Consider the following 20826-nt stretch of genomic DNA (forward strand, 5'->3'; position numbering starts at 1 on the left):
CCTAGTCCAAAACACTGAAACAGACAGTATGAATCCCGATATCGGCGCCGACCTCGGCGCGCGCGCTCTCCATGTGCTGGAGACGGTCTTCGGCTATCCCGCCTTCCGCGGGCAGCAGGGAGAGATCGTCGAGCACGTGGCCAGCGGCGGCGACGCGCTGGTCCTGATGCCGACCGGCGGCGGCAAGTCGCTGTGCTACCAGATCCCCGCCCTGCTGCGCGACGGCGTCGGCGTCGTCGTCTCCCCGCTCATCGCCCTGATGCAAGACCAGGTCGATGCGCTCGAAGAAGTCGGGGTGCGCGCCGCCTTCCTCAACTCGACCCAAACGTTCGAAGAAACCCTGCGCATCGAGCGCCTGGTGCGCAGCGGCGAGATCGACCTCGTCTACGTGGCGCCCGAGCGCCTGATGACGCCGCGCTGCCTCGAGCTGTTCGAGGCCTCGCGCATCTCGCTGTTCGCCATCGACGAGGCGCACTGCGTCTCGCAATGGGGCCATGACTTCCGCCCCGAATACATCCGCCTGTCGATCCTGCACGAGCGCTTCCCGAACGTGCCGCGCATCGCGCTCACCGCGACCGCCGACCAGCAGACCCGGGCCGAGATCGCGCACCGCCTGCAGCTGGAAGACGCGCGCCAGTTCGTGTCGTCGTTCGACCGCCCCAATATCCGCTATTCGATCGTCGAGAAGACCACCGGCCGCAAGCAGCTGATCGATTTCATCACGAGCGAGCACCCGCAGGATTCCGGCATCGTCTATTGCCTGTCGCGCAAGAAGGTCGAGGAGACCGCGGACTTCCTGAACGAGCACGGCATCCGCGCCATGGCCTACCACGCCGGCATGGAGCACACGGTGCGCGCCGCCAACCAGGCTAGATTCCTGCGCGAAGAAAACATCGTCATGGTCGCCACCATCGCCTTCGGTATGGGCATCGACAAGCCCGACGTGCGTTTTGTTTGCCACCTCGACCTGCCCAAGAGCATCGAGGGCTATTACCAGGAAACGGGCCGCGCCGGCCGCGACGGCCAGCCGGCCAGCGCCTGGATGGCCTATGGCCTGCAGGACGTCGTCCTGCAGCGCCGCATGATCGACGAATCCGAGGCCGACGAAACCTTCAAGCGCGTGCTGTCGATGAAGCTCGACGCCATGCTCGGGCTGTGCGAAACGCTCAGCTGCCGGCGCATGCGCCTGCTCGACTACTTCGGCGAGCGCTCCGGCCCCTGCGGCAACTGCGACACCTGCCTGGTGCCGCCGGTCAGCTTCGACGGCACGGTGCCGGTGCAGAAGCTGCTGTCGGCCATCTACCGGGTCGATCAGCGCTTCGCCGGCGGCCACGTGATCGACGTGCTGCGCGGCGCGCAGACCGAACGCATCAGCCAGTGGCACCACGACAAGCTCACCGTGTATGGCGTCGGCGCCGACCGCAGCGAACAGGAGTGGCGCGCCATCCTGCGGCAGGCGATCGCCCTCGGCCTCGTCACGGTCGACCACGACGCCTTCAGTTCGCTCAAGCTCACCGACGCCGCGCGCCCGGTGCTCAAGGGCGAGCAGAAGGTGCAGCTGCGCCAGTACCAGAAGCCGGTCAAGGCCAAGCGCCCGTCCACCTCGCGCTCGAGCTACGAAGAAACCGAACTGTCGCGCGACGAACAGGCGATCTTCGACCGCCTGCGCTCGTGGCGCATGGGCACCGCGCGCGAGCACGGCGTGCCGGCCTATGTCGTGTTCCAGGATGCGACCCTGCGCGAGATCGCCAAGGTCAAGCCGTCCTCGATCGACCAGCTGCGCGGCGTGTCGGGCGTCGGCGAGAAGAAACTCGTCTCTTATGGCGACGAGATCGTCGCGATCATCAACGAGATGAGCTGACCGGATTACTCCCGGAACAGGTGGGTGAAACTGCGGCTGACCGGGAGCACCTCGCTGCTGCCGCGCAGCAGCACCTGCATGCGTTCGGCGTCGACCCGCTCGGCCACCTTGATCGCATTCACGTTCACCAGCGTGCCGCGGTGGATCTGCCAGAACAGGCCTGGATCGAGCCCGCCCACCAGGTCTTTTAGCGGGATGCGCACCAGCGCCTCCGAATCGGCCAGCACCACCCGCGTGTATTTGGTGTCGGCCTGGAAGAACAGCACCTCCTCGACGTCGATCAGGCGGATCTGCTTGCCGACGCTGGCCTTGAGCCATTTGAGCTTTTCGCGCTTCGCTTGCGGCGACGCCGCCTTCACCTGCTGCACCACCTCGCTGACGTCGTCCGGTCGTGCATCCAGCTTCTCGCGCAGGCGCGCCAGGGCCTTGTCGAGCCGCCCCGGCTGGATGGGTTTCAGCAGGTAATCGACCGCACCGGTATCGAAGGCATCGACCGCATACTGGTCGTAGGCGGTGACGAACACCACGTGCGAACGGCGGCCGATCCGCTCCGCGACTTCGAGGCCCGACATGCCCGGCATGCGGATGTCGAGAAAGACCACTTGCGGTTCGTGCTCGAGCCAGGCGTCCCAGGCATCGATGCCGTTCTCGGGCGCCGCGACCACCTGCGCTTCGGGCCAGGCCGTGGCCAGCATGCCGAGCAGGCGCTCGCGCATCAGGGGTTCGTCTTCGGCGACCAGCACTGTGACATTCATTTCGGCTCCTTGCAGGGAATGGCGATTTCGGCCAGCAGGCCAGGTTCGGCTTCACTCAGCAACAGGCAGGCGCCGTCACCGTAGGCCAGGCGCAGGCGGTGGCGCACGTTTTCCAGGCCGGTGCCGGCGCCCGGCGTATCGCTCATGCCGACGCCGCTGTCGCGCATCCGGATGCGGATCGTTCCCTCGTCGTCATGGGCCGTGACCGCGATCTCGCCGCCGTGCAGGGAGGGCTCGATGCCATGCTTGATCGCGTTCTCGGCCAGGGTCAGCACCAGCATGCTGGGCACCTGGGTGCTCGCCAGCGCGTCGGGCAGGTCGACCGTGTAGCGCAAGCGCTCACCCATGCGGATCTGCATCACCCGCAGGTAGGAGTCGACCAGGCCGAATTCGGTCGCCAGCGCCACCTGCTCGCAGCGCATATCGCTCATGCTGGCGCGCAGGAAGTCGATCAGGTGGGATGTGAGTTCGGCGGCGCGCGGCGCACCCTGCTCGGCCAGCTGCTGCACCGCGCCCAGGGTATTGAACAGGAAGTGCGGCTCGATCTGGGCGCGCAGCAGGCGCAGCTGGGTTTCGCTCAGCTCGCGCGCCAGGCGCTCCTGTTCGGCGTCGCGCCTCAGCTGCTCGGCCTGGATCTGGTAATGGCGATTGCGCAGCACGGCAACCACGATGACCGGTATTGCCACCAGCGTGGTCACGACGAGTGTCACGGTCACGACGATCCTGGGCAGTTTGTCGACCAGGATGGACCAGTGGCTGCCCGTCTCGAACATGGCGGTCAATCCGCCGAACAGCCCCCCCACCAGGCCGAGGCCGACGATCGTGACCAACGCCTTGCCCTTGGCGCGCACGACCTTCCCGTAGTTGAACCAGACGCCGATCAGCGACATGGCCACCGCGATGCCGATCGCATTGGCGGCGACGACCGTTTGCCACCATGGTGTCGACGGCAGGAAGGCAAGATTGATCAGGAAACCGAGCACCGACAGCACGACGCTCAGCTTGAGCACCGCCAGCAGGGCGGCCGAGGTGCTGACGGTACTGGAAAACCGGTACAGGGATTCGCGCTCGGCGGGCGACATTTCCGCCAGCTTGCGGGCGAAAAAGCGGCGGCAGCCGGCCGGCACCTGCTCCACCAGCGTAGGGTCGCGCAGCACCGCGAGCTGCTCCGCTTCCACCTCACGGTTCCATTGTTCGATGCGTTTCCACATGCCGTTCTCCTCTGTGCTCGTTAATGTATATCAACGAGTCCAGTCTAGGAACTTCCGGTGGCCCGGGACAGCAGGTGGCGACGAACGACGAAGACGGGGGAACGAATGACGATCCGCCCCCGGATTGACACTTACTTGCGCGTGAAGACCAGGTCCCACACCCCGTGGCCCAGCTTGATGCCGCGGTTTTCGAACTTGGTCAGCGGACGGTATGCCGGCTGCGGCGCATAGCCCTCGGCGGTATTGACCAGTTCCGGCTCGGCGCTCAAGACCTCGAGCATCTGCACCGCATAGTCTTCCCAGTCGGTCGCCAGGTGCAGGTAGCCGCCCGGTGCGATCTTCTGGCACAGCAGCTTCACAAAAGCCGGCTGGATCAGGCGGCGCTTGTTGTGGCGCGCCTTGTGCCATGGATCGGGGAAGAACACGTGCACGCCGTGCAGCGCGCCGTCAGCGATCATGTGGTTCAGCACCTCGAATACGTCGTGCTGGACCAGGCGCAGGTTGGCGATGTTCTGCTCGCCGATCTGCTTGAGCAGGCTGCCCACGCCCGGCGTGTGCACCTCGACGCCCAGGAAGTCCGTCTCGGGCATCAGCTTCGCGATATGGGCCGTGGTGTCGCCCATGCCGAAGCCGATTTCGAGGACGACCGGCGCCTTGCGACCGAAGGCCTGCTCGAGGTCGAGCGATTCCTTCTTGTACTCGATCAGGAACTTGGGGCCATGCTCCTCGAAAGCCCGCGCCTGCGCGGTCGACAACCGCCCTGCGCGCGTGACGAAACTGCGGATGCGGTGTTCGGTGGGATCGTACAGCATGGACCGTGCCGGACCACTGGTAGGCTTTTCAGAAGACATGGGGAGTGTGGAATATGCGGAAAAAAACGGCTGTCATTATAGCGCAGCCTCCCCCGCCATCGACCGTGCGTGGCGGCAAGGCGGAATCGAGCATAATCATTGTCTTCCCCCAGCAACGCCGGAGCCTCTTGCCATGCACTCGACGAAACATCCGATCGCCATCGAAGACAGTGTCGCCACCCTGAACCTGACGTCGTTCCACTACGGCGCCCCAGGCAGCGGCAAGAAGGTGTACATCCAGGCCGCGATCCACGCCGACGAAGTGCCGGCGATGCTGGTCGCGCACCTGCTGCGCGGGCAGCTGGACAAGCTCGATGCCGAGGGCCGGATCAAGGGCGAGGTCATCCTGGTTCCGGCCGCCAACCCGCTCGGCCTGTCGCAGGTGCTGCATGGCGCGCCGTTCGGCCGCTACGACCTGTCCACCGGCCTGAACTTCAATCGCTCCTACCGCCACGTCGCGGCCGCCCTCAAGGATGCGCTCGAGGGCCGGCTGGGCGCGGACGCCGCGGCCAATGTCGCGCTGATCCGCGAGCTGGCGCGCGACGAGGTGGCGGCCTGGGAACCGGCGGACAATGCCGCCACGCTCAAGAAAATGTTGCTGACGATGGCGATCGACGCCGACATCGTGCTCGACCTGCACTGCGATAACGAGGCGGTGCTGCACATGTACACCGGCACGCCGCTGGTCGACGTAGTGCAGCCGCTGGCCGACCTGATGGGCGCGCGCGTGCTGCTGGTGGCGAAGGAATCGGGCGGCGAAGCCTTCGACGAAGCCTGCAGCCGGGTGTGGTGGGACCTGGCCGATCATTTTCCGCAAGCCGCGATCCCGCCCGCCTGCGCCGCGGTCACCGTCGAACTGCGCGGCGAGAACGACGTGAACTACGACTATGCGCAGCGGGATGCCGACGCCATCCTGCAATACCTGGCGCATGCGGGCGTGATCGACATCCCGACCGTCGCCCTGCCGGCGGCGCAATGCGGCCCGACGCCGCTGGACGCGGTCGAGCCGCTGGCGGCGCCGCATGCGGGGGTGCTGGTGTTTCGCAAGAAGCTGGGCGACCAGGTGGCGGCGGGCGAGCCGATCGCGGACATCGTCAATCCGGTCAGCGGGAAGGTTACGCCGGTGGCGGCCAGCCGTCCGGGACTGCTGTTCGCCAGCACGGCGCACCGGCACCTGCTGCGCGGGATGCACGTGTGCAAAGTGGCGGGGGTGGATTCGTTCAGGTCGGGCAATCTGTTGTCGAGCTAAGGTCCTTTTTGCCGAGGTATCCCGCCTCCTCACGCGTACCAAGGTCGCTTAGCGTTGGCAGATGGTTGCGAGTACGCAATGAGCTCACCTGCCGAACGACAATAATCCGATTTCGCCCAAAGAGACTTCCTAGCAGGTCCAACCTACCGCAGGGAAAGGCCCGAGTATGCTGTCTATCGTCCTTAATCGTGTGCTTGGCGCGATATCGCTGGCTTTCTTGCTCGTGACGCAGACCAGCGCGGCGTCATGCATACCTGACGAGAAGGTCGCTATTGTCCGTAGCCTGTACAAGGCCTTTGCATGGCAGGTACTTTCAAGCTCAAACGAGGTCTTTGGGAAGCCGCTGACGCAGCAAGAGGATCCGGTTCTTCGTCGCTATTTCGACCAGGAGCTGACGTCGCTGCTGATCAAGGACCGTCATTGCGCCGCCAAGGCCGGCGAGATTTGCAACCTCGACTTCGACCCGATCTTCGCCTCACAGGACCCTGCCGCAGTCGACTTGTCGATCCATTCCATGCCGAACGATATCGTGGCTGTCGAATTTACCTACCCTGCTAATGGCGAAAGGATAAAACTGGAATATCGCCTGGCCAAAAAACAGGGTGCATGGCGAATCGGTGACATTCGTTATCCCGGCATGTCGGATGCATCTCTCAAACAGCTGCTCGCGCGTAAGGTGCCTGGCAGCGGCAGATAGCCGCCAGCTCAATGCGCTGGTGAATGCCTTGCGTGCCTGAAGAGCAATCCGGCCGCGACCGCAAGGATGGCGAACGTCGGCAGCAGCCAGGCGTAACCGACGCCCAGTTCCATCAAGGTCGCGCCACTCACCGCGCACCACGCCAGCGGGATCAGCCAGGCAACCGGGTGCGCACGGCAGGCCAGCAGCATGCCCAGCGTCGCGATCGCGGTCGGATCGGGCGCGACGCCGAACACCTCGGCCTGGTTCCAGCCACGGCCGCTGCCCGGCGCCAGCAGCGGGTAGGCGATCACCGCCAGGCCGGTCAGCCCCAGCGCCACCTGCTTCTGCATGCCGGCCGGCGTCGCCGCGCGCGGCCGCAGCGCCATGAAACACAGCATCACGGACTGCACGCCGAAGGCGAGCGCGAACCAGGGGCCGGCGGTGTTGATGTCCGCATGGCGTTCCAGGTGGTACGCCCAACCCACCCAGCCCCAGGCCACGGCCAGCACCAGCAGCGCGATGCTGCGGGTGTGCACGCCAGGGCGCGCAATGCAGCCGATGGCGATCAGGCCGGCCGCCAGCGCCAGCAGGTGCGCGGGCCAGACCGCCTCGTTGTACAGGGCGATGAGCCGGTAGTAGCTGCGTTGCGAGAACATCAAAAAATCCGACAGCGTATAAGTCCACCACTCGCTCATGCCAGCCTTTCGGCATCCTGGGCGATGCGCTTGCGCAGGGCCTCGTCGGGCATGCGGCCGGCGCCGGCCAGCAGGTTCTCGCGCACGTGGGCCACGCTCGAGGTGGCGGGGATTGCGCAGGTGACGGCGGGATGGGACACGATGAACTTCAGCAGCGCCTGCGCCCAGGTGCTGCAGCCGATGTCCGCAGCCCAGCCGGGCAGCGGCTTGCCGGCCAGCGCCTGCGTCAAATCTCCCTGGCGGAACGGCCGGTTGACGATCACGCCGATGCGGCGCTCGCGCGCCAGCGGCAGGATGCGCTGCTCTACCTCACGATCGAGGGCGTTGTACGAGATTTGCACGAAGTCGATCGGCTGTGAGGCCATGATCTTCTCGATCTCGCCGTGGCGCCGGCCTTCGGACGTCGTGATGCCGGCGTAGCGCAGCCGCCCTTCCTTCTTCATCGCCAGCAGGGTCTTCAGGTGCTCTTCCCACGACAGCAGGTTATGCACCTGCAGCAGGTCGAAGCGCGGCACGCGCCATAGTTTTCGGGAGGTCTCGATCTGCTGCACGCCCCGGGCCCCGCCACTGATCCAGACCTTATCGGCCGAGAACAAGGCCGGCGGCTTGATGGCTTGTATCGCTTCGCCGATCACGTCCTGGGCCGAGCCGTACATCGGGGACGAGTCGATCATTCGGCCGCCGCCAGCGAGGAACTGGCGCATCACCTCCCGGCATTCCTTGCGCGCCTGCGGATCGCGGCCGACGTTGAAGGTGATCCAGCTGCCGAGGCCAATGACGGGGATCTGTTCGCCGGACGAGGGGATCGGGCGGGTGAGCAGCGGCGCCGGGGCCGGCGCTGCGTGCAGCGCTGGCAGGGCCAAACTGCCGGATGCGGCGAGCATTGCTTGCAGCAGGCGGCGGCGTGAAGGTGAGTCCAGTATCATCCTTGTTCCTCGCATGGCTGAGTGCAGGAATCGACAGGATACTGCGTCTGAAGATGAGATGGCGCTGCTGTCAGCGCTGTTCCGGCCCGGATGGCGGCTTGTCGCCCGGCTGGCGTCGCAGACGCCGATTGTCGAGCCAGAGCGTCACCATCGCAATGGTCGTCAGCACGGTAAATCCGTTTTCACCGAGATAGCGCCAGAAGGCCCATGCTGCCCCTGCTGCGACGAGGCCCGTCAACAGCAGCAGAGAGCGATCTTTGAATGATGTCTTGGAGATCATTTCATGAGCATCGGCGGATACGACATGATCGCGTGGAGCGGGTGAAGGGAATCGAACCCTCGTATGAAGCTTGGGAAGCTGCCGTTCTACCATTGAGTTATTTACTATGATAATTGAGCCTGTCAGAATTTCTGTGTGGAACGGGGTCATGAAATAATCCCGAAAGGACTGTTCCATGACCGAAGTGATGACCACCAAGAAGCCCAAAAAACAGAAAGCAGCGTACCCGTTTCCCGTTGAGCTGATCGACCAGTTGCTGGCCCAGGTTGAGAACAAGGACGCCGAGTCGATCCTTGGCGAATCGGGCCTCGCCGGGCAGCTCAAAAAAATGCTGGCCGAGCGTATGTTGTCGGCCGAGTTGAACCACCACCTGGCCAACGAGGAAGACGGCAGCAGAAACCACCGCAACGGTAGCAGCCCGAAGAAGGTCTTGACGCCAGGCGGGGAGCTCCACCTGGACATTCCGCGCGATCGTCTGTCGAGCTTCGAGCCCAAACTGGTGGCCAAACATCAGCGCCGGATGTCGGGCTTCGACGATCACGTTATCAGCATGTACGCTCGTGGTATGAGCGTGCGCGAGATTCAGGCGCATTTGCTGGAGTTGTACGGCACCGAGGTGTCGCCAGACCTGATTTCGACCATCACCGACGAAGTGCTCGAGGAGGTCGCGCAGTGGCAGCAGCGGCCGCTCGAGGCGATGTATCCGATCGTGTATTTCGACGCGTTGCGCCTGAAGATCCGGGACGAAGGCACGGTCAAGAACAAGGCCGTATATCTGGCCTTGGGCATTCGTGCCGACGGCCGCAAGGAAGTACTGGGTCTGTGGATCGAACAGACCGAAGGCGCCAAATTCTGGCTGAAGGTTTTCAACGAACTCAAGAACCGCGGACTGGACGATATCCTGATCGCCGTCGTCGATGGCCTGCGCGGCTTCCCGGAGGCCATCGAGGCCGTTTATCCGCAAGCGCAGATCCAGACGTGCATCGTGCACCTGATCCGCAATTCGACGACGCTTGCGGCCTGGAAGGACCGGAAGGAACTGGCAGCGGCGCTCAAGCCGATCTACCACGCTGCCAACGCCGAGCTGGCCGAAGCGGCGCTGGATGCCTTTGCAGAAGGCCCATGGGGCACCAAGTTTCCGACCGTGGCCGCGATGTGGCGGCGCCAGTGGCAGCAGGTGATTCCGTTCTTTGCCTACCCACCTGAAGTGCGCACGATCATCTACACGACCAACGCTATTGAAAGCCTGCATATGCGTCTGCGGAAGATCGTCAAGAACCGTGGTCACTTCCCCAGCGACGAAGCCGCGACCAAGTTATTGTTCCTGGCCTTGCGCAATATCGAGAAAGATTGGAAGATGCCACAGCGTACCTGGAAGCAGGCTGCCAACCAGTTCGCCATCATGTTCGGCGAGCGCTTCACGAACGCGATTATCTAACTACGAATTCTGGCCCCGCACACAGAATTTCTGACAGGTCCTGATAATTGTTCACTACGTTGTACCCTGTCCGAAACTCTAGGTTGTAGCGTATGGCTCGCAGTTGAAGACTATCCTGGAAAGCGTGAGTCGTTCCTGTCGCGAATGGCAAGCGTGCGCTCCCCTACTCGTCGTTGCATGGCTTGCCATGAGTCCTCCTCAAGCGTCGCTTACATCCGTCATGCCTCTACGTGAACTTCCTCCCAACTACTAGGGTGGGTTCTCAGTACTTGTCTCTACTCTCGAACACCGACGGCTTCGTTCAACACGTCGTCTCCAGTGAGCCGATCTGTGGGTGTAACGCGATGCTGCAACGCGCATTTCGTACTGCAATCCTTCTCAAAGCGAGACAAGCCTAATGCGGCAGGTGAACAACTAAAAATACAGGGCTGATCGGCACGTAGCTTACCTAGACATCCTCGTGTGCGATCTGGCGCTCGGCTATCTTGGACGCTTTACAAAAGCCGCGGCTGGCTGCTTGCCTACGATTTGTCACTTACAACGCCGGCACACTGAATTAGCAAAGCTATCCTGCCCGGACACACGGGCAATCACTCGTCGCTGTTAATAGAACTTATCCCCGTTCCCGTAGCGGCCAACGATGCCGACATGGACTACATCAAGGAGAGGAGCAGTGATCGATTTGTGACGATCAAACCGCGCTCTAGCCCAGAGCGTCCCAACTCGTTCGCGCGGAAAAGTGAGGAATGACGGAACCCGTTTCGACCAAAATCGACACGAATTGATGACAAAAAGAAAGCATTGTCGGTATCTTTAACGGCGACATAACGTGAATTTAATGCCCCCACGATCTTCCGACACGGACAATACTTTAACTATTTATCCTTAGAGATTAGCAATATGGTCAACGTTGACAAAAATATCAACCAGCACAATGCTGGATGGTCGTTCGAAAACATTAGTGAGGACTTCGACGAACACATTAGAAAATCGATTCCACTTTACAATCAGGGACATGAGCTGATTTGTCATTACAGCGATTTTTTTCTGAAGCCGGACAGTGTGATTTATGATATCGGCTGCTCTACTGGAAAGTTTCTCGAAAAACTCGCTCGTCACCATGAACACAAACGCAATTTGGAGATGATCGGAATCGATACAGTCCAAGATATGATCGACTTCGCATCACGCCGCTTCGTTGATGATGACCGTCTCTCGTTTGTGGTGGGAAATGCGCTTGACTTAGATATGAAGAAATCTGATATGGTAGTCGCCAATTATACAATCCAATTTTTACCTCCACGCGTGAGGCAGACACTCCTCGACGCAATCTATCAGTCATTGAACTGGGGCGGAGCATTCTTCATGTTTGAGAAAGTTCGAGCGACAGACAGTCGCTTTCAAGACTACGCGAATCAGGTCTACACGGAATTCAAATTAAAGAACGGCTTTAGTGAGGCCGAGATCATCAACAAAACGCGCAGCATAAAAGGGGTAATGGAACCATTCTCTACTGAGGGGAACATCGATATGCTGAGACGATCCGGGTTTTCCGACATCATTAGCATTCAGAAATATGTCTGCTTCGAGGGCTTCCTAGCCATAAAATGATCAGTAGAAAATCAATTGCTTAATCCTCCAAGGCACCATATGTTTCACAAACTCGGGACATACTTCTTTCGTTATCGCAATATAATCGGCCCCATCGTATTTTTAGCGGCGATATATTTCGGCACCTCGTCTTATCCCATGAATCTTCCTTCCTTGAATCTTGCATTCGACATCGCTGGAATCAGCATTGCGCTGCTCGGACAAGGGCTCAGAATTATCACGATTGGCTACGAGTACATTGAGCGTGGCGGAAGAAATCGCCAAGTATATGCCAGCAAGCTTATAACTGGTGGCGTATTCAGCCATTGCAGGAACCCTCTTTACGTTGGCAATATCCTTCTCGCCGTCGGTCTGGCACTCGTCGTGCACTCTAGTCTCTTTTACTTAACCGTTCTTCCATTTGTGCTAATTGCCTACATATCTATCGTGTCGGCCGAGGAAACGTACCTGCAAGAGAAATTTGGGGATGATTATAGTAGATACTGTAAAAACGTAAATCGGTGGCTTCCTAACTTCCGGGGATGGAAGCGCACCATATCTCTCATGACATTCAATTGGAAACGAGTAGTCGTCAAAGAGTACAACACAATGTTTGTCGTTGTTCTCGCGCTGGCTCTGGCAAAGTACTGGTCCGGTTATCAAGTGCAGGGGATTGCTGTCGTTCCTGATGCCGGCACGGTAATGATCGCTTTCGCTGTATGGTTGAGCTCATACGTCTTCGTGCGCAATCTGAAGAAGTCTGGAAAACTTACTGCTTGAATACTTATATTAGGACCTGCTGGCCAAACTTCACTAGCCGTCATGAAAAGGCGATGTAAAAAGCCTATGCTGCCTCACTAGAATGATTCTCTTGAGAAATTAAATCATCCTGAAAACGGATAGTGAAACGGCTTCCACCTCCTTGTCTGGCCTCGTACGCGAACGAAGCGTTCAAGTAATCGCAGATTCGTTTCACCAGTGACAAACCAAGTCCTGTACCCACAGATCCGCTTGATGGTGCCATACGATCCCGCTGCCCGAGCGTACGCTGTACTGATTCTGGTAGTCCAGGCCCAGTGTCTTCGACGATCAAGCAGGTACCATTGAGAACAACGGTCACTACTCCCTGTTCAGTGTACTGGCACGCATTGCGAATAAGATTAGAAACTGCCGATTTGCATAGCTCCGCAGGTGCGCGCACGATAATCGGGGAGCTACCAATACAGAGTAGCTGTACTGGTTTGTCGATAACGAGGGATTGATAGCGTTCGGTTTCCTTGCGTGCAACTTCCCCAATCGAAACCGGCTCGAAATCGCCTAACTCTGGTTCCCGCGCAAGCAGGAGCATGACGTTAATACACTCTGCGGCTTCTTGAGCGGCCTTATAAACACGTACGGCCGCTGCTCGCCTGTGGTCATCGACCTCGCCCTCCAGCAGAATTTCGGTAGAGCCAGTAATGACCATAAGCGGCGTACGAAGTTCATGGCTGACATCGCCGGTGAAAAAACGTTCTCGGTCGAGAACTCTGCGCAATTGTTCGGTGTGTGCCTCAAGCGCTCTCGCGAGGAACCCCAGCTCATCATTGCGGTCAGTGAGAGGCAGGACAGGAGCCCCCTGAGCTACTGCTGTAGCTAATTCACTGATGGGAGACACTATACGACGTCCGAAGAAACCGCCCAATGCCGCCGCAGACAAAACGCAACAAGCAAAGAACGCGGCAAAAGTTGAGTAAACTACTAGCTCTACATCCTCATAGTCACTCCCATGATCGACTACGACATATGGTCCTAATTGGTCAGCTCCAGCAAGCACGTGCAGGTTCTCATGTCCAACCGTCGAGTCGGAGATCCCTGGACGCAAACCCCGTAACGATTTGGGGATGTCTTCTCCTCGGTGAAATCGAAGCCCTGCGGGCAAGTCCACTTCAATACCTGCAGCGTCACGTGGCAACGCCCACTTTTCCACCTCCGCCAGCCGATTATCTACGAGATGAACTTCAATTCCCTCAACGGCAACGGCAACCAGTGCGGAAAAGCAAGCGGCCAAGACGAAACCGAAGAGCGTGAACGCTGAAAATATGCGCCGGCTCAAAAGAAAATTGTTATGCATCTGGAATCACCAGTCGATAGCCAACGCCGGGAATAGTTACGAGCATAGGACGCTCGAAAGGCTTGTCGATTCCTTGACGTAAAAAGTGGATATGGGTTCGAAGTGCATCGCTCTCAGGTCGATCTTCGCCCCACACCGCGTGCTCAAGTGTTTCTCGAGTCACGATACGGGGCGCCGCCAGCATCAAGCTACGAAGCATCACATAGCCGATGCGGGTTAGTAAGACTTTGACTCCGTCACGCGTTACTTCTTGGAGTTCCGGGTCGAAGACGAGTGTCCCGAACCGCAGCGCTCGGTCTACTCCGTGAGTCCCCATAGCGCGACGCATCATTGCCCTCAATCGCATGTCCAACTCAGCCACGGAGAACGGTTTAACGAGGTAATCGTCGGCGCCGCTCTCGAACCCTAAAGCCTTGTCAGCTAGACTATCGCGCGCGGTCAACATCAGCACTGGAGTATTCAGCTGAAACTCATAACGCACTTTTTGGCACAACTCAATCCCACTAATCCCCGGCAACATCAGGTCGAGAACTATTGCGTCGTACTCGTTCTCGGAAATGAGCGCAAGGCCACCATAACCGTTCCTGGCGGAATCAAGGATATAACCCTTAGGCTCGAGAAAGCCATACAGGGTTGCAAGAATGTCTGGATTGTCTTCTACAATTAATACTCGCATTAATTCACTCAAGATAAGGTTATTTTCAATTCTCGCTGCCTAAAAATGGCGGTCGAAGTCAGGTTACTGCGATATAAAAAAATGGTTTTCGACCAATTCGATGAGAATATGAATCACTTTGATGTGAAGCTCCTGTGAACGATCGGCAAAGCGACCGCCCGGAGTACATATGCACACGTCGGCGTACTGCTCGAGCTCGGATCCCGGCCGGCCGGTTAGTGCAATAACCACTAACCCCATATTGCGTGCGGCGCAGGCGGCAGCAATTACCGAAGGACTCGAGCCACTGGTACTTATCGCCACCAATACGTCTCCTGTTTGTGCATGGCCTTGGACATACCTGGCGAACACTTGGTCGTACCCGAAGTCGTTTGCGACACAGCTGATATAGCTCGGATCTGAAATTGCATCTGCAGCGAATGGAATTCGGTCCCCTCTGAAACGGCCAGACAGCTCCTCAGCTAGGTGCATGGCGTCGCACATGGATCCGCCATTACCGCAACTGATTACCCGGCGGCCCTGCTCAAGAGCATTTGCGAGTGCAGCTCCAGCCTCATGAATGCGTGCTATCTGCGTTTCATTGTTCATTAGCCGTTCTAATGCAGCATGTGCTTCAAGCAATGCTGCTTTCACGATATCTGATTCCATTTGTAAATTCTCCGTAATGTAATGATTACCGCTGCCAGTATTGACGCCAACTCGGCGCCGTCAGTTCAGCATTTGTCCGAACTGCGCCACATAGCGCCCCAACACCCCAAATAGCAACACCAGCATGAGTAGAAGGCAAAGTGCTGGGTCTGCCTCTACAAATCCGAGCGCGAGACAGGCCGACGCCAACGCTGGAGCAGCAAACGGGAGCGCCATAATCAATGCCGGAAGTGCTAGCTTAGATCGCTTGTACCTAACCGATCGAAACCGCAGAAACATACGCACCATCCCATACATCAGGGCTGGGCTTGCGGCGAGCAGCATCATCGTCGGATCGAGCGGCTGCACGTGGTTAAGCCGATGCACGCCGGCACCGATGAGGAAAGGGCTCGGCGCTAACAAAATCGCGAGTAGCCAGATTCTCGATGACAGACGCGGACGCGCATCGACCGACGGCCCTTTCCTTCCGTTTGTAGATGATGTGTAAAGGACAAGTAGTGCCACCATATACAAGGCTGTGGCATGCAATGAAATGCTATCGAGGACGATTGCACTGATTGCTGTCCAAGTGGCGATGAAAGTACGGCAGAAGAAGTCGATGCGCGACCAAATTGATCTTGGCCACCGTGACTGTGTTTCTGGCGTCATGGATATTCCTTTCAGCCGGGACATCTTGGGTCAATCGCCCGGCCTACTTGGGCACGCAGGGTGCCCGTGATGACATTCATACTCTGCTCGGTGCCCGAACGACCGATCGGATGTCGGCAATCGTGGCCAAAGCGGCTGCTTCGCAGTCAGCTTTTGGCGCGTGCCGAATACCCACCGCGAAACCGATGAGCGCGCTAGCGCCATCCATCGGACTACCAAGCGTCGAGTAACTTTATGATTTGATTGTAGCGACGCGACAGGCGCGTTGATTACGCAGGAAAGCGTTGGCCCGGCCGAAACGTCGCAATGATTACGCTGCTATGCGCCACTGTGGGCGTTCAGGCGGTGACAGGATGAGGGAAGTGAACGCGGCGTCACTGGCGACCGTGTGGGAATCGATCGCCACAACATATAACGTCGTTTGCTCGAGAATGGCCGGTGTGGACGCTGCGTGACTGCAAGATGGGCAGTGGGAGTGCAGACTTCCAACTTTTTTTGAGCCTGCTGCGCCGGTAGGCTCGATCGACGCAATTTGCTCAGTCGCATCCGCTTTATGCTGATGGTGACCGAGATGCTGCGCAGCAAGCCCCGACTCATGCGTGCAGTAAGCACTGATTGCACTCCAGCTGAACTGCAGCGCAATCATGAGTAGTAAAACATGGACGAACCGGCGTGTCATGACGCGAAGTATAGCATCGCCGGTGCAAAAATGCCGCTTAGAAGCCTTCCCGGTGGATGGCAGCCACTAATCCGCAGATGCGAGTGTGAGTCGTTCGCGCCTTACAGGTCGAAACCTCAGCTGAGCTTGCCTTGCTAGTGCCCCGCCGTCACCTAGTTGACGGCGCTCGGCACACTCAGCTTGGCTGTTCGAACACACGGATTAAAGATGTCCAGTGCTGGATTCAGGATGACACTGTTGATATCCAACATGCCCAATACCGAGTGGAAGAAATTATCGTGCGAAAATTGCTGTTGCCGCCGTGCTGCGAGACACTGCCGATCAATGCGGAAGCGTTCGCTAAATGGATTTGACATCCACACCATCATTGGGATGTGCGTCTGCTCGACAGGTGCAATCAAATAGGGCGCTCCGTGTAGATACATGTTTCGTTCTCCCAGCGATTCTCCGTGATCAGATACGTAGAGCATTGCTGTGTCCGCTGTGCCCGCAATCGCCGCCCTCTCCAGCATGGCGATGGTTTGACTAAGGATGTAGTCCGTGTAAAGGATCGTGTTGTCATAGGCGGCGACGATTTCTTCGCGTTTACATTGCTGGAAATCGGTCGTCGCACACGCTGGGCCGAATTTTGCGAACGGCGCAGGATATCTCCGGGAGTAGGCCGGCCCATGACTGCCCTTCTGGTGCAGAACAAGGACAATATCCTTGTTGGTTTTTTCAATGAGTTCCGGAAGATCCGCCAACATACGCTCGTCAAAACATTCTGCGTCTGAGCAATGTAGCGCATCTGGCTGGGGCACTGACAGATCCTGGAATTCGACCCGATCACAGACACCTTTACAGCCTGAGTTATTACTACGCCAGACTACTTTCAAGCCAGCGTGGGACAGGACGTCGAGCAGTCCCTCCTGGCTGCGAGCTTTGGCCGCATCGTAATCATTGCGCCCCAATGTCGAGAACATACATGGGAGAGATACCGCAGTGGCAGTGCCACAGGCCTGAACGTTGGTGAAGTTGATCAGTCCGGCTTGGCGCGACAACAGAGGGTTAGTGTTGTTCGCATAGCCGTTCATTGAGAAGCTCGATGCGCGGGCGGTTTCGCCTACTACAATCACCAAGAATGCTGGCTTGCGCCCATCCGTCCAAGTCCGGCCTTTGATGGCGTCGCGCCCCAACGCTTTGACCACAATTGGGGTGCGAAACCGACTACCCACATAGGCTTGGGTCGCTTGAACAAGATTCATTGGCGTCAACCGATAACGCAACTCGTGGTACTGACGAAATGTTGGCGCCAGACTTTTGAACGTCAACAGGAGTAGCAAGACAGCGACTACGATCACCCCTCCGAATATTGCCAGTCGACTCAGAATTCCACGAAATCCTTGGAGATACTCGATGTCCAGGCCTGCAATCCACAGAGACGGCACGATTCCAAAAACGGTGAGCGAGACAAGCATTTTCCAGTTGAAAAGCTCAGCAGCTTCCCTGAAATCGGTCTCGAATACGTTTTGGATCATTGTTTTGTCTATAACGATGCCATACTGGTGCATGAAATATCCAACAAACGCCGAAATCATGAAAGCAGTAATGATAAACGGCTTAAATACTGGGCGAAAACTAAATATCGTTAAAATGCCGATGAAAAATAATATTAGGATCGCAAGCATCCCCACGAGCAATGGAACGCGAGCGAAATTTACACCATCTACATAGTCAAGATAACTACTCCAGAAGCCTGAATTGGCGACCGTCGACAAATATAACGCGGAAATTATTGCGACAACGAAGGAACTTAGGCGCCGTCCAAAGATTTGCTTCACTTGATTTACCCCAGAAAAACCAGCGCCGCAAGAGGCAGCTGAATTTGTCTAGAATAATGATCGCAGCGTGACGCCAACGTAGGCTTGGCGTTAAATATGCGATAAATCGATCATCAAGACAGAGGGCAAAAATTTCGACCAACGCGCAAAGTATTCTTCTATCAGATTTTCCCTAACCTCACCCTATCGCTTATTCAAAAAAATCTTGAAAAAAGCGCGGGGACGAAGAGCATCCCCCATGTCAGTGCGGCCAATAAGATCGTCATGAACACTGCCGCGCTACCAAGATCCTTAGCTCGACCTGACAATGGATGGTAGTCAAGCGATATCCTATCGACTACTGCCTCGACAGAAGAATTCAACAGCTCGACCACCAATACAAGCAGTAATACAGCAGCTAGCGCAACCTTTTCAATATTGGAAACTGGCGCGCACATAGCGACGATTACCCCAGGACATACCAGTAGTAGCTCCTGCCGGAAGGCATGCTCTGACACCCAAGCGGTGCGCAGCCCCTTAAGTGAATATCCGAGGGCATCTTTCACTCGCTTAGCTCCGCCCACGCTTTTGTATTGGCTCAAATACTGTTCTTCGATACTCATGGAATACTCGATATAAATTCCGAAAAGAGATTCATGTGGCCGGCAGAGGGAGTATCACGGGAGGATTTTCCAGAACTGTCGCCCAACCGATTCAAATCCCTCATCCTCTACTCTGAATCGTGAAAATGGCGTTAAAAATCGTGAAAAATCTCGTTAAATCGAAACGATATGCATTACATTCTTTGACATCTTGACAGCCATTGAATGTCGACGTAGTGTCCCGGCTACTTGGACAGACGATTTTCTTTCCAATCGGCACCGCAATCAATATTTCTCCTCTTCCTCGCAGTGCTGTTAAAAATCACATTCGCCACATGCGCATACGTAATGCGGCCTTCTCCAAAATTGCTACTGAAATTTTTAGCATGAATATGCTTCTCTCTGCCATCCGAAAATTATCATTCGCAAAACCAAACCCGTTCGCACCATTCTTTCCCGTTGTAGCGATAGTTGTTATTGTCCTAGCCTTTCTGCTTCAGGCACACTCATTCTCACGAGCACTGCAGCTAACGATTCTATTCCTGCCAGGCGCCTTATTGTTACTTGCGACAACCACCCAATTATTAAGCCATCGGCTGCGCACTATAGCTGTCGGAATCTGGACATTGATTTTCATTATTGATGCAGCGATTCGCGCCTACATTATAAACACGTATCAAGCAGCCCCCAATAGCACCTTCATTGTTGGAGCATTGGCAAACACCGGCTTACGGGAAAGCTTGGAATATGCGCGCACGCTCGACACGGCAGTTGGCATTCACCTTATCTTGGGGCCTTTACTACTGCTCCTGGCTCTTTGTCTTGCCTCTTGCGGACGGCGGCGGGGCACGCTTGCGCCAATGACGCTGTCTGTGCTGATCGTTTTACTTGGTTTGTCTGCGGTTGCCTATATCGTCAAACCATGGCGCAAGTTGCACCCAATCGCGTTTTGGACGAATTTGAGCAGTTCGATCACAGAAACCAGAGCGAATTGGCATAGGTACGATCAGGCCAGGTTTGAGACACAAAAACTTGCTAGCGCGCTCGGCGCGAAAACGACTGACGACCACCCATCGACAGTTGTGCTCGTCATCAGTGACAGCGTCAACCGCGACAACATGTCTCTATACGGCTACGATCGTGCGACGACACCGGCGATGTCTAGGCTCCAGCAGACGCTGAACGGGAACATGATCGTCTTCGACAACGCATGGTCCGTCGAAGCCAGCACCCTACCCTCTTTACACCGGATCTTCGAACTCGACAACGACAACCACGTCGGGGAGGATCCCCATATACTCTCTGTGGCGCGCAGTGCAGGATATCGAACTTGGTGGATCAGTAATCACGATGACATGGGCATCGAGCAAGAACATGCCAGATTAGCGCGGGATGTTGTGCTTGCCAATCGCAGTCCAGGCCGTTCAGGGGGCGGCCTGGACGAACAATTGCTGCCTCATCTGAGCTCAGCCTTTAGCGATCCTGCCCCGCGCAAGTTTATTGTTCTGCATCTGATGGGGGCCCACCCGCACTATCAGCTGCGCTATCCGAAGCATGCTGAGGCATTCGAGCGCCACGACGAAATCGATCAGAGACTACGTGCGGCCGGACGTTCGTGGCGGATCGGCCAGCTACGCAAAAGGTATGACTCTGCAATCCTATACAACGACGCAGTCGTCGCGAAATCCCTCGACATGTTGCGCGAGCTGCCATCGCTGACGACGCATGAACATCGCGCTTGGATGTATTTATCTGATCACGGACAGGAGGTCGGTCACACCAGAAACTTCGCAGGACACAGCAGGAAGACTAGCGCGGGCTATCGCATTCCGGCGATTGTATGGCGCAACCAGTCATGGCCGTCAGCGGACCAACTCGCAGAAAATCCGTTTCGCTCTGATTGGACCAGCTGGATCCTTGCCGATCTGCTGAGGCTGGATTGGAAGGGCAAGGATTCGCGCTACAGCGCTCTTGACAGCGACTACCGCTGGCGCGCACCGATTACGCCAGGGAATGTCGTCGCCAACGATCAAGATGTTCCAACTCGAGCGGGCAATTCTAATCAGTGAGGTGTATCACGCGAGGAACCGAGGCTGCCGAATGCTTCCGCATCCGGCGCCATAAGAACG

General features: G+C 57.5%; 19 protein-coding genes. 7 read left to right on the forward strand and 12 right to left on the reverse strand.

Annotated elements, in window-relative coordinates; genetic code table 11:
* The first annotated feature begins 28 nt into the window (after window positions 1-28).
* Window positions 29-1861 carry a DNA helicase RecQ gene (gene recQ / locus KY496_RS16240; protein ID WP_219861531.1) on the forward strand — a complete coding sequence of 611 codons (1833 nt, stop codon included), beginning with the start codon at window positions 29-31 and terminating at the stop codon, window positions 1859-1861.
* A 5-nt stretch (window positions 1862-1866) separates the two neighbouring features.
* Here recQ and KY496_RS16245 read toward each other — a convergent pair whose 3' ends face one another.
* The 3 genes from KY496_RS16245 to trmB all read right to left on the reverse strand — a co-directional run bounded on the left by KY496_RS16245 (window position 1867) and on the right by trmB (window position 4639).
* Window positions 1867-2616, reverse strand: a complete 750-nt coding sequence (locus KY496_RS16245) for a LytTR family DNA-binding domain-containing protein (RefSeq protein ID WP_219861533.1) — start codon at window positions 2614-2616, stop codon at window positions 1867-1869.
* Window positions 2613-3827: a sensor histidine kinase gene (locus KY496_RS16250; RefSeq protein WP_219861535.1), complete on the reverse strand. Its 1215-nt coding sequence runs from the start codon at window positions 3825-3827 to the stop codon at window positions 2613-2615. The genes KY496_RS16245 and KY496_RS16250 overlap by 4 nt, the downstream gene beginning before the upstream one ends.
* 131 nt (window positions 3828-3958) lie before the next feature.
* Entirely contained in the window at window positions 3959-4639 is a 681-nt protein-coding gene (gene trmB, locus KY496_RS16255) for a tRNA (guanosine(46)-N7)-methyltransferase TrmB (protein WP_219861537.1), read from the reverse strand.
* Window positions 4640-4811: 172 nt separating this feature from the next.
* On the opposite strand from trmB, the gene KY496_RS16260 reads away from it, so the two are divergent.
* Both KY496_RS16260 and KY496_RS16265 read left to right on the forward strand, forming a co-directional pair.
* Window positions 4812-5927, forward strand: a complete 1116-nt coding sequence (locus KY496_RS16260; protein WP_219861538.1) for a succinylglutamate desuccinylase/aspartoacylase family protein — start codon at window positions 4812-4814, stop codon at window positions 5925-5927.
* Between the two features lie 166 nt (window positions 5928-6093).
* Window positions 6094-6624 carry a DUF3828 domain-containing protein gene (locus tag KY496_RS16265; protein ID WP_219861540.1) on the forward strand — a complete coding sequence of 177 codons (531 nt, stop codon included), beginning with the start codon at window positions 6094-6096 and terminating at the stop codon, window positions 6622-6624.
* Between the two features lie 8 nt (window positions 6625-6632).
* Here the strand turns inward: KY496_RS16265 and KY496_RS16270 are convergent, their stop codons facing one another.
* Window positions 6633-7262 carry a DUF6064 family protein gene (locus KY496_RS16270; RefSeq protein WP_229520290.1) on the reverse strand — a complete coding sequence of 210 codons (630 nt, stop codon included), beginning with the start codon at window positions 7260-7262 and terminating at the stop codon, window positions 6633-6635.
* A gap of 35 nt (window positions 7263-7297) precedes the next feature.
* Complete coding sequence (locus tag KY496_RS16275; protein WP_229520291.1) at window positions 7298-8185, reverse strand: aldo/keto reductase; 888 nt, start codon at window positions 8183-8185, stop codon at window positions 7298-7300.
* 509 nt (window positions 8186-8694) lie between these two features.
* Here KY496_RS16275 and KY496_RS16280 point away from each other — a divergent pair.
* The 3 genes from KY496_RS16280 to KY496_RS16290 all read left to right on the forward strand — a co-directional run bounded on the left by KY496_RS16280 (window position 8695) and on the right by KY496_RS16290 (window position 12315).
* On the forward strand, window positions 8695-9945 hold the full coding sequence (locus KY496_RS16280; protein WP_157225494.1) for an IS256 family transposase: 1251 nt from the start codon (window positions 8695-8697) through the stop codon (window positions 9943-9945).
* 900 nt (window positions 9946-10845) lie between these two features.
* Window positions 10846-11556: a methyltransferase domain-containing protein gene (locus tag KY496_RS16285; RefSeq protein WP_219861545.1), complete on the forward strand. Its 711-nt coding sequence runs from the start codon at window positions 10846-10848 to the stop codon at window positions 11554-11556.
* Window positions 11557-11595: 39 nt separating this feature from the next.
* On the forward strand, window positions 11596-12315 hold the full coding sequence (locus KY496_RS16290; protein ID WP_219861547.1) for an isoprenylcysteine carboxylmethyltransferase family protein: 720 nt from the start codon (window positions 11596-11598) through the stop codon (window positions 12313-12315).
* A 64-nt stretch (window positions 12316-12379) separates the two neighbouring features.
* Here KY496_RS16290 and KY496_RS16295 read toward each other — a convergent pair whose 3' ends face one another.
* The 7 genes from KY496_RS16295 to KY496_RS16320 all read right to left on the reverse strand — a co-directional run bounded on the left by KY496_RS16295 (window position 12380) and on the right by KY496_RS16320 (window position 18718).
* A complete protein-coding gene (locus KY496_RS16295) occupies window positions 12380-13645 on the reverse strand; it encodes a HAMP domain-containing sensor histidine kinase (RefSeq protein ID WP_219861549.1) in 1266 nt (421 codons plus the stop codon).
* Window positions 13638-14321, reverse strand: coding sequence for a response regulator transcription factor (locus tag KY496_RS16300; RefSeq protein WP_219861550.1), 684 nt, complete (start codon window positions 14319-14321; stop codon window positions 13638-13640). Before KY496_RS16300 ends, KY496_RS16295 begins: the two co-directional genes overlap by 8 nt.
* Before the next feature lie 63 nt (window positions 14322-14384).
* Window positions 14385-14969 carry an SIS domain-containing protein gene (locus KY496_RS16305; RefSeq protein ID WP_219861553.1) on the reverse strand — a complete coding sequence of 195 codons (585 nt, stop codon included), beginning with the start codon at window positions 14967-14969 and terminating at the stop codon, window positions 14385-14387.
* A 60-nt stretch (window positions 14970-15029) separates the two neighbouring features.
* Window positions 15030-15617, reverse strand: coding sequence for a hypothetical protein (locus KY496_RS16310; protein WP_219861555.1), 588 nt, complete (start codon window positions 15615-15617; stop codon window positions 15030-15032).
* A gap of 310 nt (window positions 15618-15927) precedes the next feature.
* Entirely contained in the window at window positions 15928-16296 is a 369-nt protein-coding gene (locus tag KY496_RS27460) for a DUF2946 family protein (RefSeq protein ID WP_349680680.1), read from the reverse strand.
* A gap of 152 nt (window positions 16297-16448) precedes the next feature.
* Window positions 16449-18116: a phosphoethanolamine transferase gene (locus KY496_RS16315; RefSeq protein ID WP_219861557.1), complete on the reverse strand. Its 1668-nt coding sequence runs from the start codon at window positions 18114-18116 to the stop codon at window positions 16449-16451.
* A 194-nt stretch (window positions 18117-18310) separates the two neighbouring features.
* Window positions 18311-18718, reverse strand: coding sequence for a diacylglycerol kinase (locus tag KY496_RS16320; RefSeq protein ID WP_219861559.1), 408 nt, complete (start codon window positions 18716-18718; stop codon window positions 18311-18313).
* Between the two features lie 200 nt (window positions 18719-18918).
* Between KY496_RS16320 and KY496_RS16325 the strand changes: the two genes are divergently transcribed.
* Window positions 18919-20766: a phosphoethanolamine transferase gene (locus tag KY496_RS16325; RefSeq protein ID WP_219861561.1), complete on the forward strand. Its 1848-nt coding sequence runs from the start codon at window positions 18919-18921 to the stop codon at window positions 20764-20766.
* Window positions 20767-20826 lie beyond the last annotated feature (60 nt).

The sequence above is a fragment of the Massilia sp. NP310 genome (genome assembly GCF_019443485.1).
GTDB lineage: Bacteria > Pseudomonadota > Gammaproteobacteria > Burkholderiales > Burkholderiaceae_D > Telluria > Telluria timonae.

Bases quoted from the DNA above. Each gene is read 5' to 3' on its own strand.
- KY496_RS16300 (WP_219861550.1), bottom strand. From the start codon at position 14,321: ATGCGAGTATTAATTGTAGAAGACAATCCAGACATTCTTGCAACCCTG.
- trmB (WP_219861537.1), bottom strand. From the start codon at position 4,639: ATGCTGTACGATCCCACCGAACACCGCATCCGCAGTTTCGTCACGCGC.
- KY496_RS16290 (WP_219861547.1), top strand. From the start codon at position 11,596: ATGTTTCACAAACTCGGGACATACTTCTTTCGTTATCGCAATATAATC.
- KY496_RS16295 (WP_219861549.1), bottom strand. From the start codon at position 13,645: ATGCATAACAATTTTCTTTTGAGCCGGCGCATATTTTCAGCGTTCACG.
- KY496_RS16250 (WP_219861535.1), bottom strand. From the start codon at position 3,827: ATGTGGAAACGCATCGAACAATGGAACCGTGAGGTGGAAGCGGAGCAG.
- KY496_RS16280 (WP_157225494.1), top strand. From the start codon at position 8,695: ATGACCACCAAGAAGCCCAAAAAACAGAAAGCAGCGTACCCGTTTCCC.
- KY496_RS16310 (WP_219861555.1), bottom strand. From the start codon at position 15,617: ATGACGCCAGAAACACAGTCACGGTGGCCAAGATCAATTTGGTCGCGC.
- KY496_RS16320 (WP_219861559.1), bottom strand. From the start codon at position 18,718: ATGAGTATCGAAGAACAGTATTTGAGCCAATACAAAAGCGTGGGCGGA.
- KY496_RS16305 (WP_219861553.1), bottom strand. From the start codon at position 14,969: ATGGAATCAGATATCGTGAAAGCAGCATTGCTTGAAGCACATGCTGCA.
- KY496_RS16285 (WP_219861545.1), top strand. From the start codon at position 10,846: ATGGTCAACGTTGACAAAAATATCAACCAGCACAATGCTGGATGGTCG.
- KY496_RS27460 (WP_349680680.1), bottom strand. From the start codon at position 16,296: ATGACACGCCGGTTCGTCCATGTTTTACTACTCATGATTGCGCTGCAG.
- recQ (WP_219861531.1), top strand. From the start codon at position 29: ATGAATCCCGATATCGGCGCCGACCTCGGCGCGCGCGCTCTCCATGTG.
- KY496_RS16265 (WP_219861540.1), top strand. From the start codon at position 6,094: ATGCTGTCTATCGTCCTTAATCGTGTGCTTGGCGCGATATCGCTGGCT.
- KY496_RS16245 (WP_219861533.1), bottom strand. From the start codon at position 2,616: ATGAATGTCACAGTGCTGGTCGCCGAAGACGAACCCCTGATGCGCGAG.
- KY496_RS16260 (WP_219861538.1), top strand. From the start codon at position 4,812: ATGCACTCGACGAAACATCCGATCGCCATCGAAGACAGTGTCGCCACC.
- KY496_RS16275 (WP_229520291.1), bottom strand. From the start codon at position 8,185: ATGCTCGCCGCATCCGGCAGTTTGGCCCTGCCAGCGCTGCACGCAGCG.
- KY496_RS16270 (WP_229520290.1), bottom strand. From the start codon at position 7,262: ATGTTCTCGCAACGCAGCTACTACCGGCTCATCGCCCTGTACAACGAG.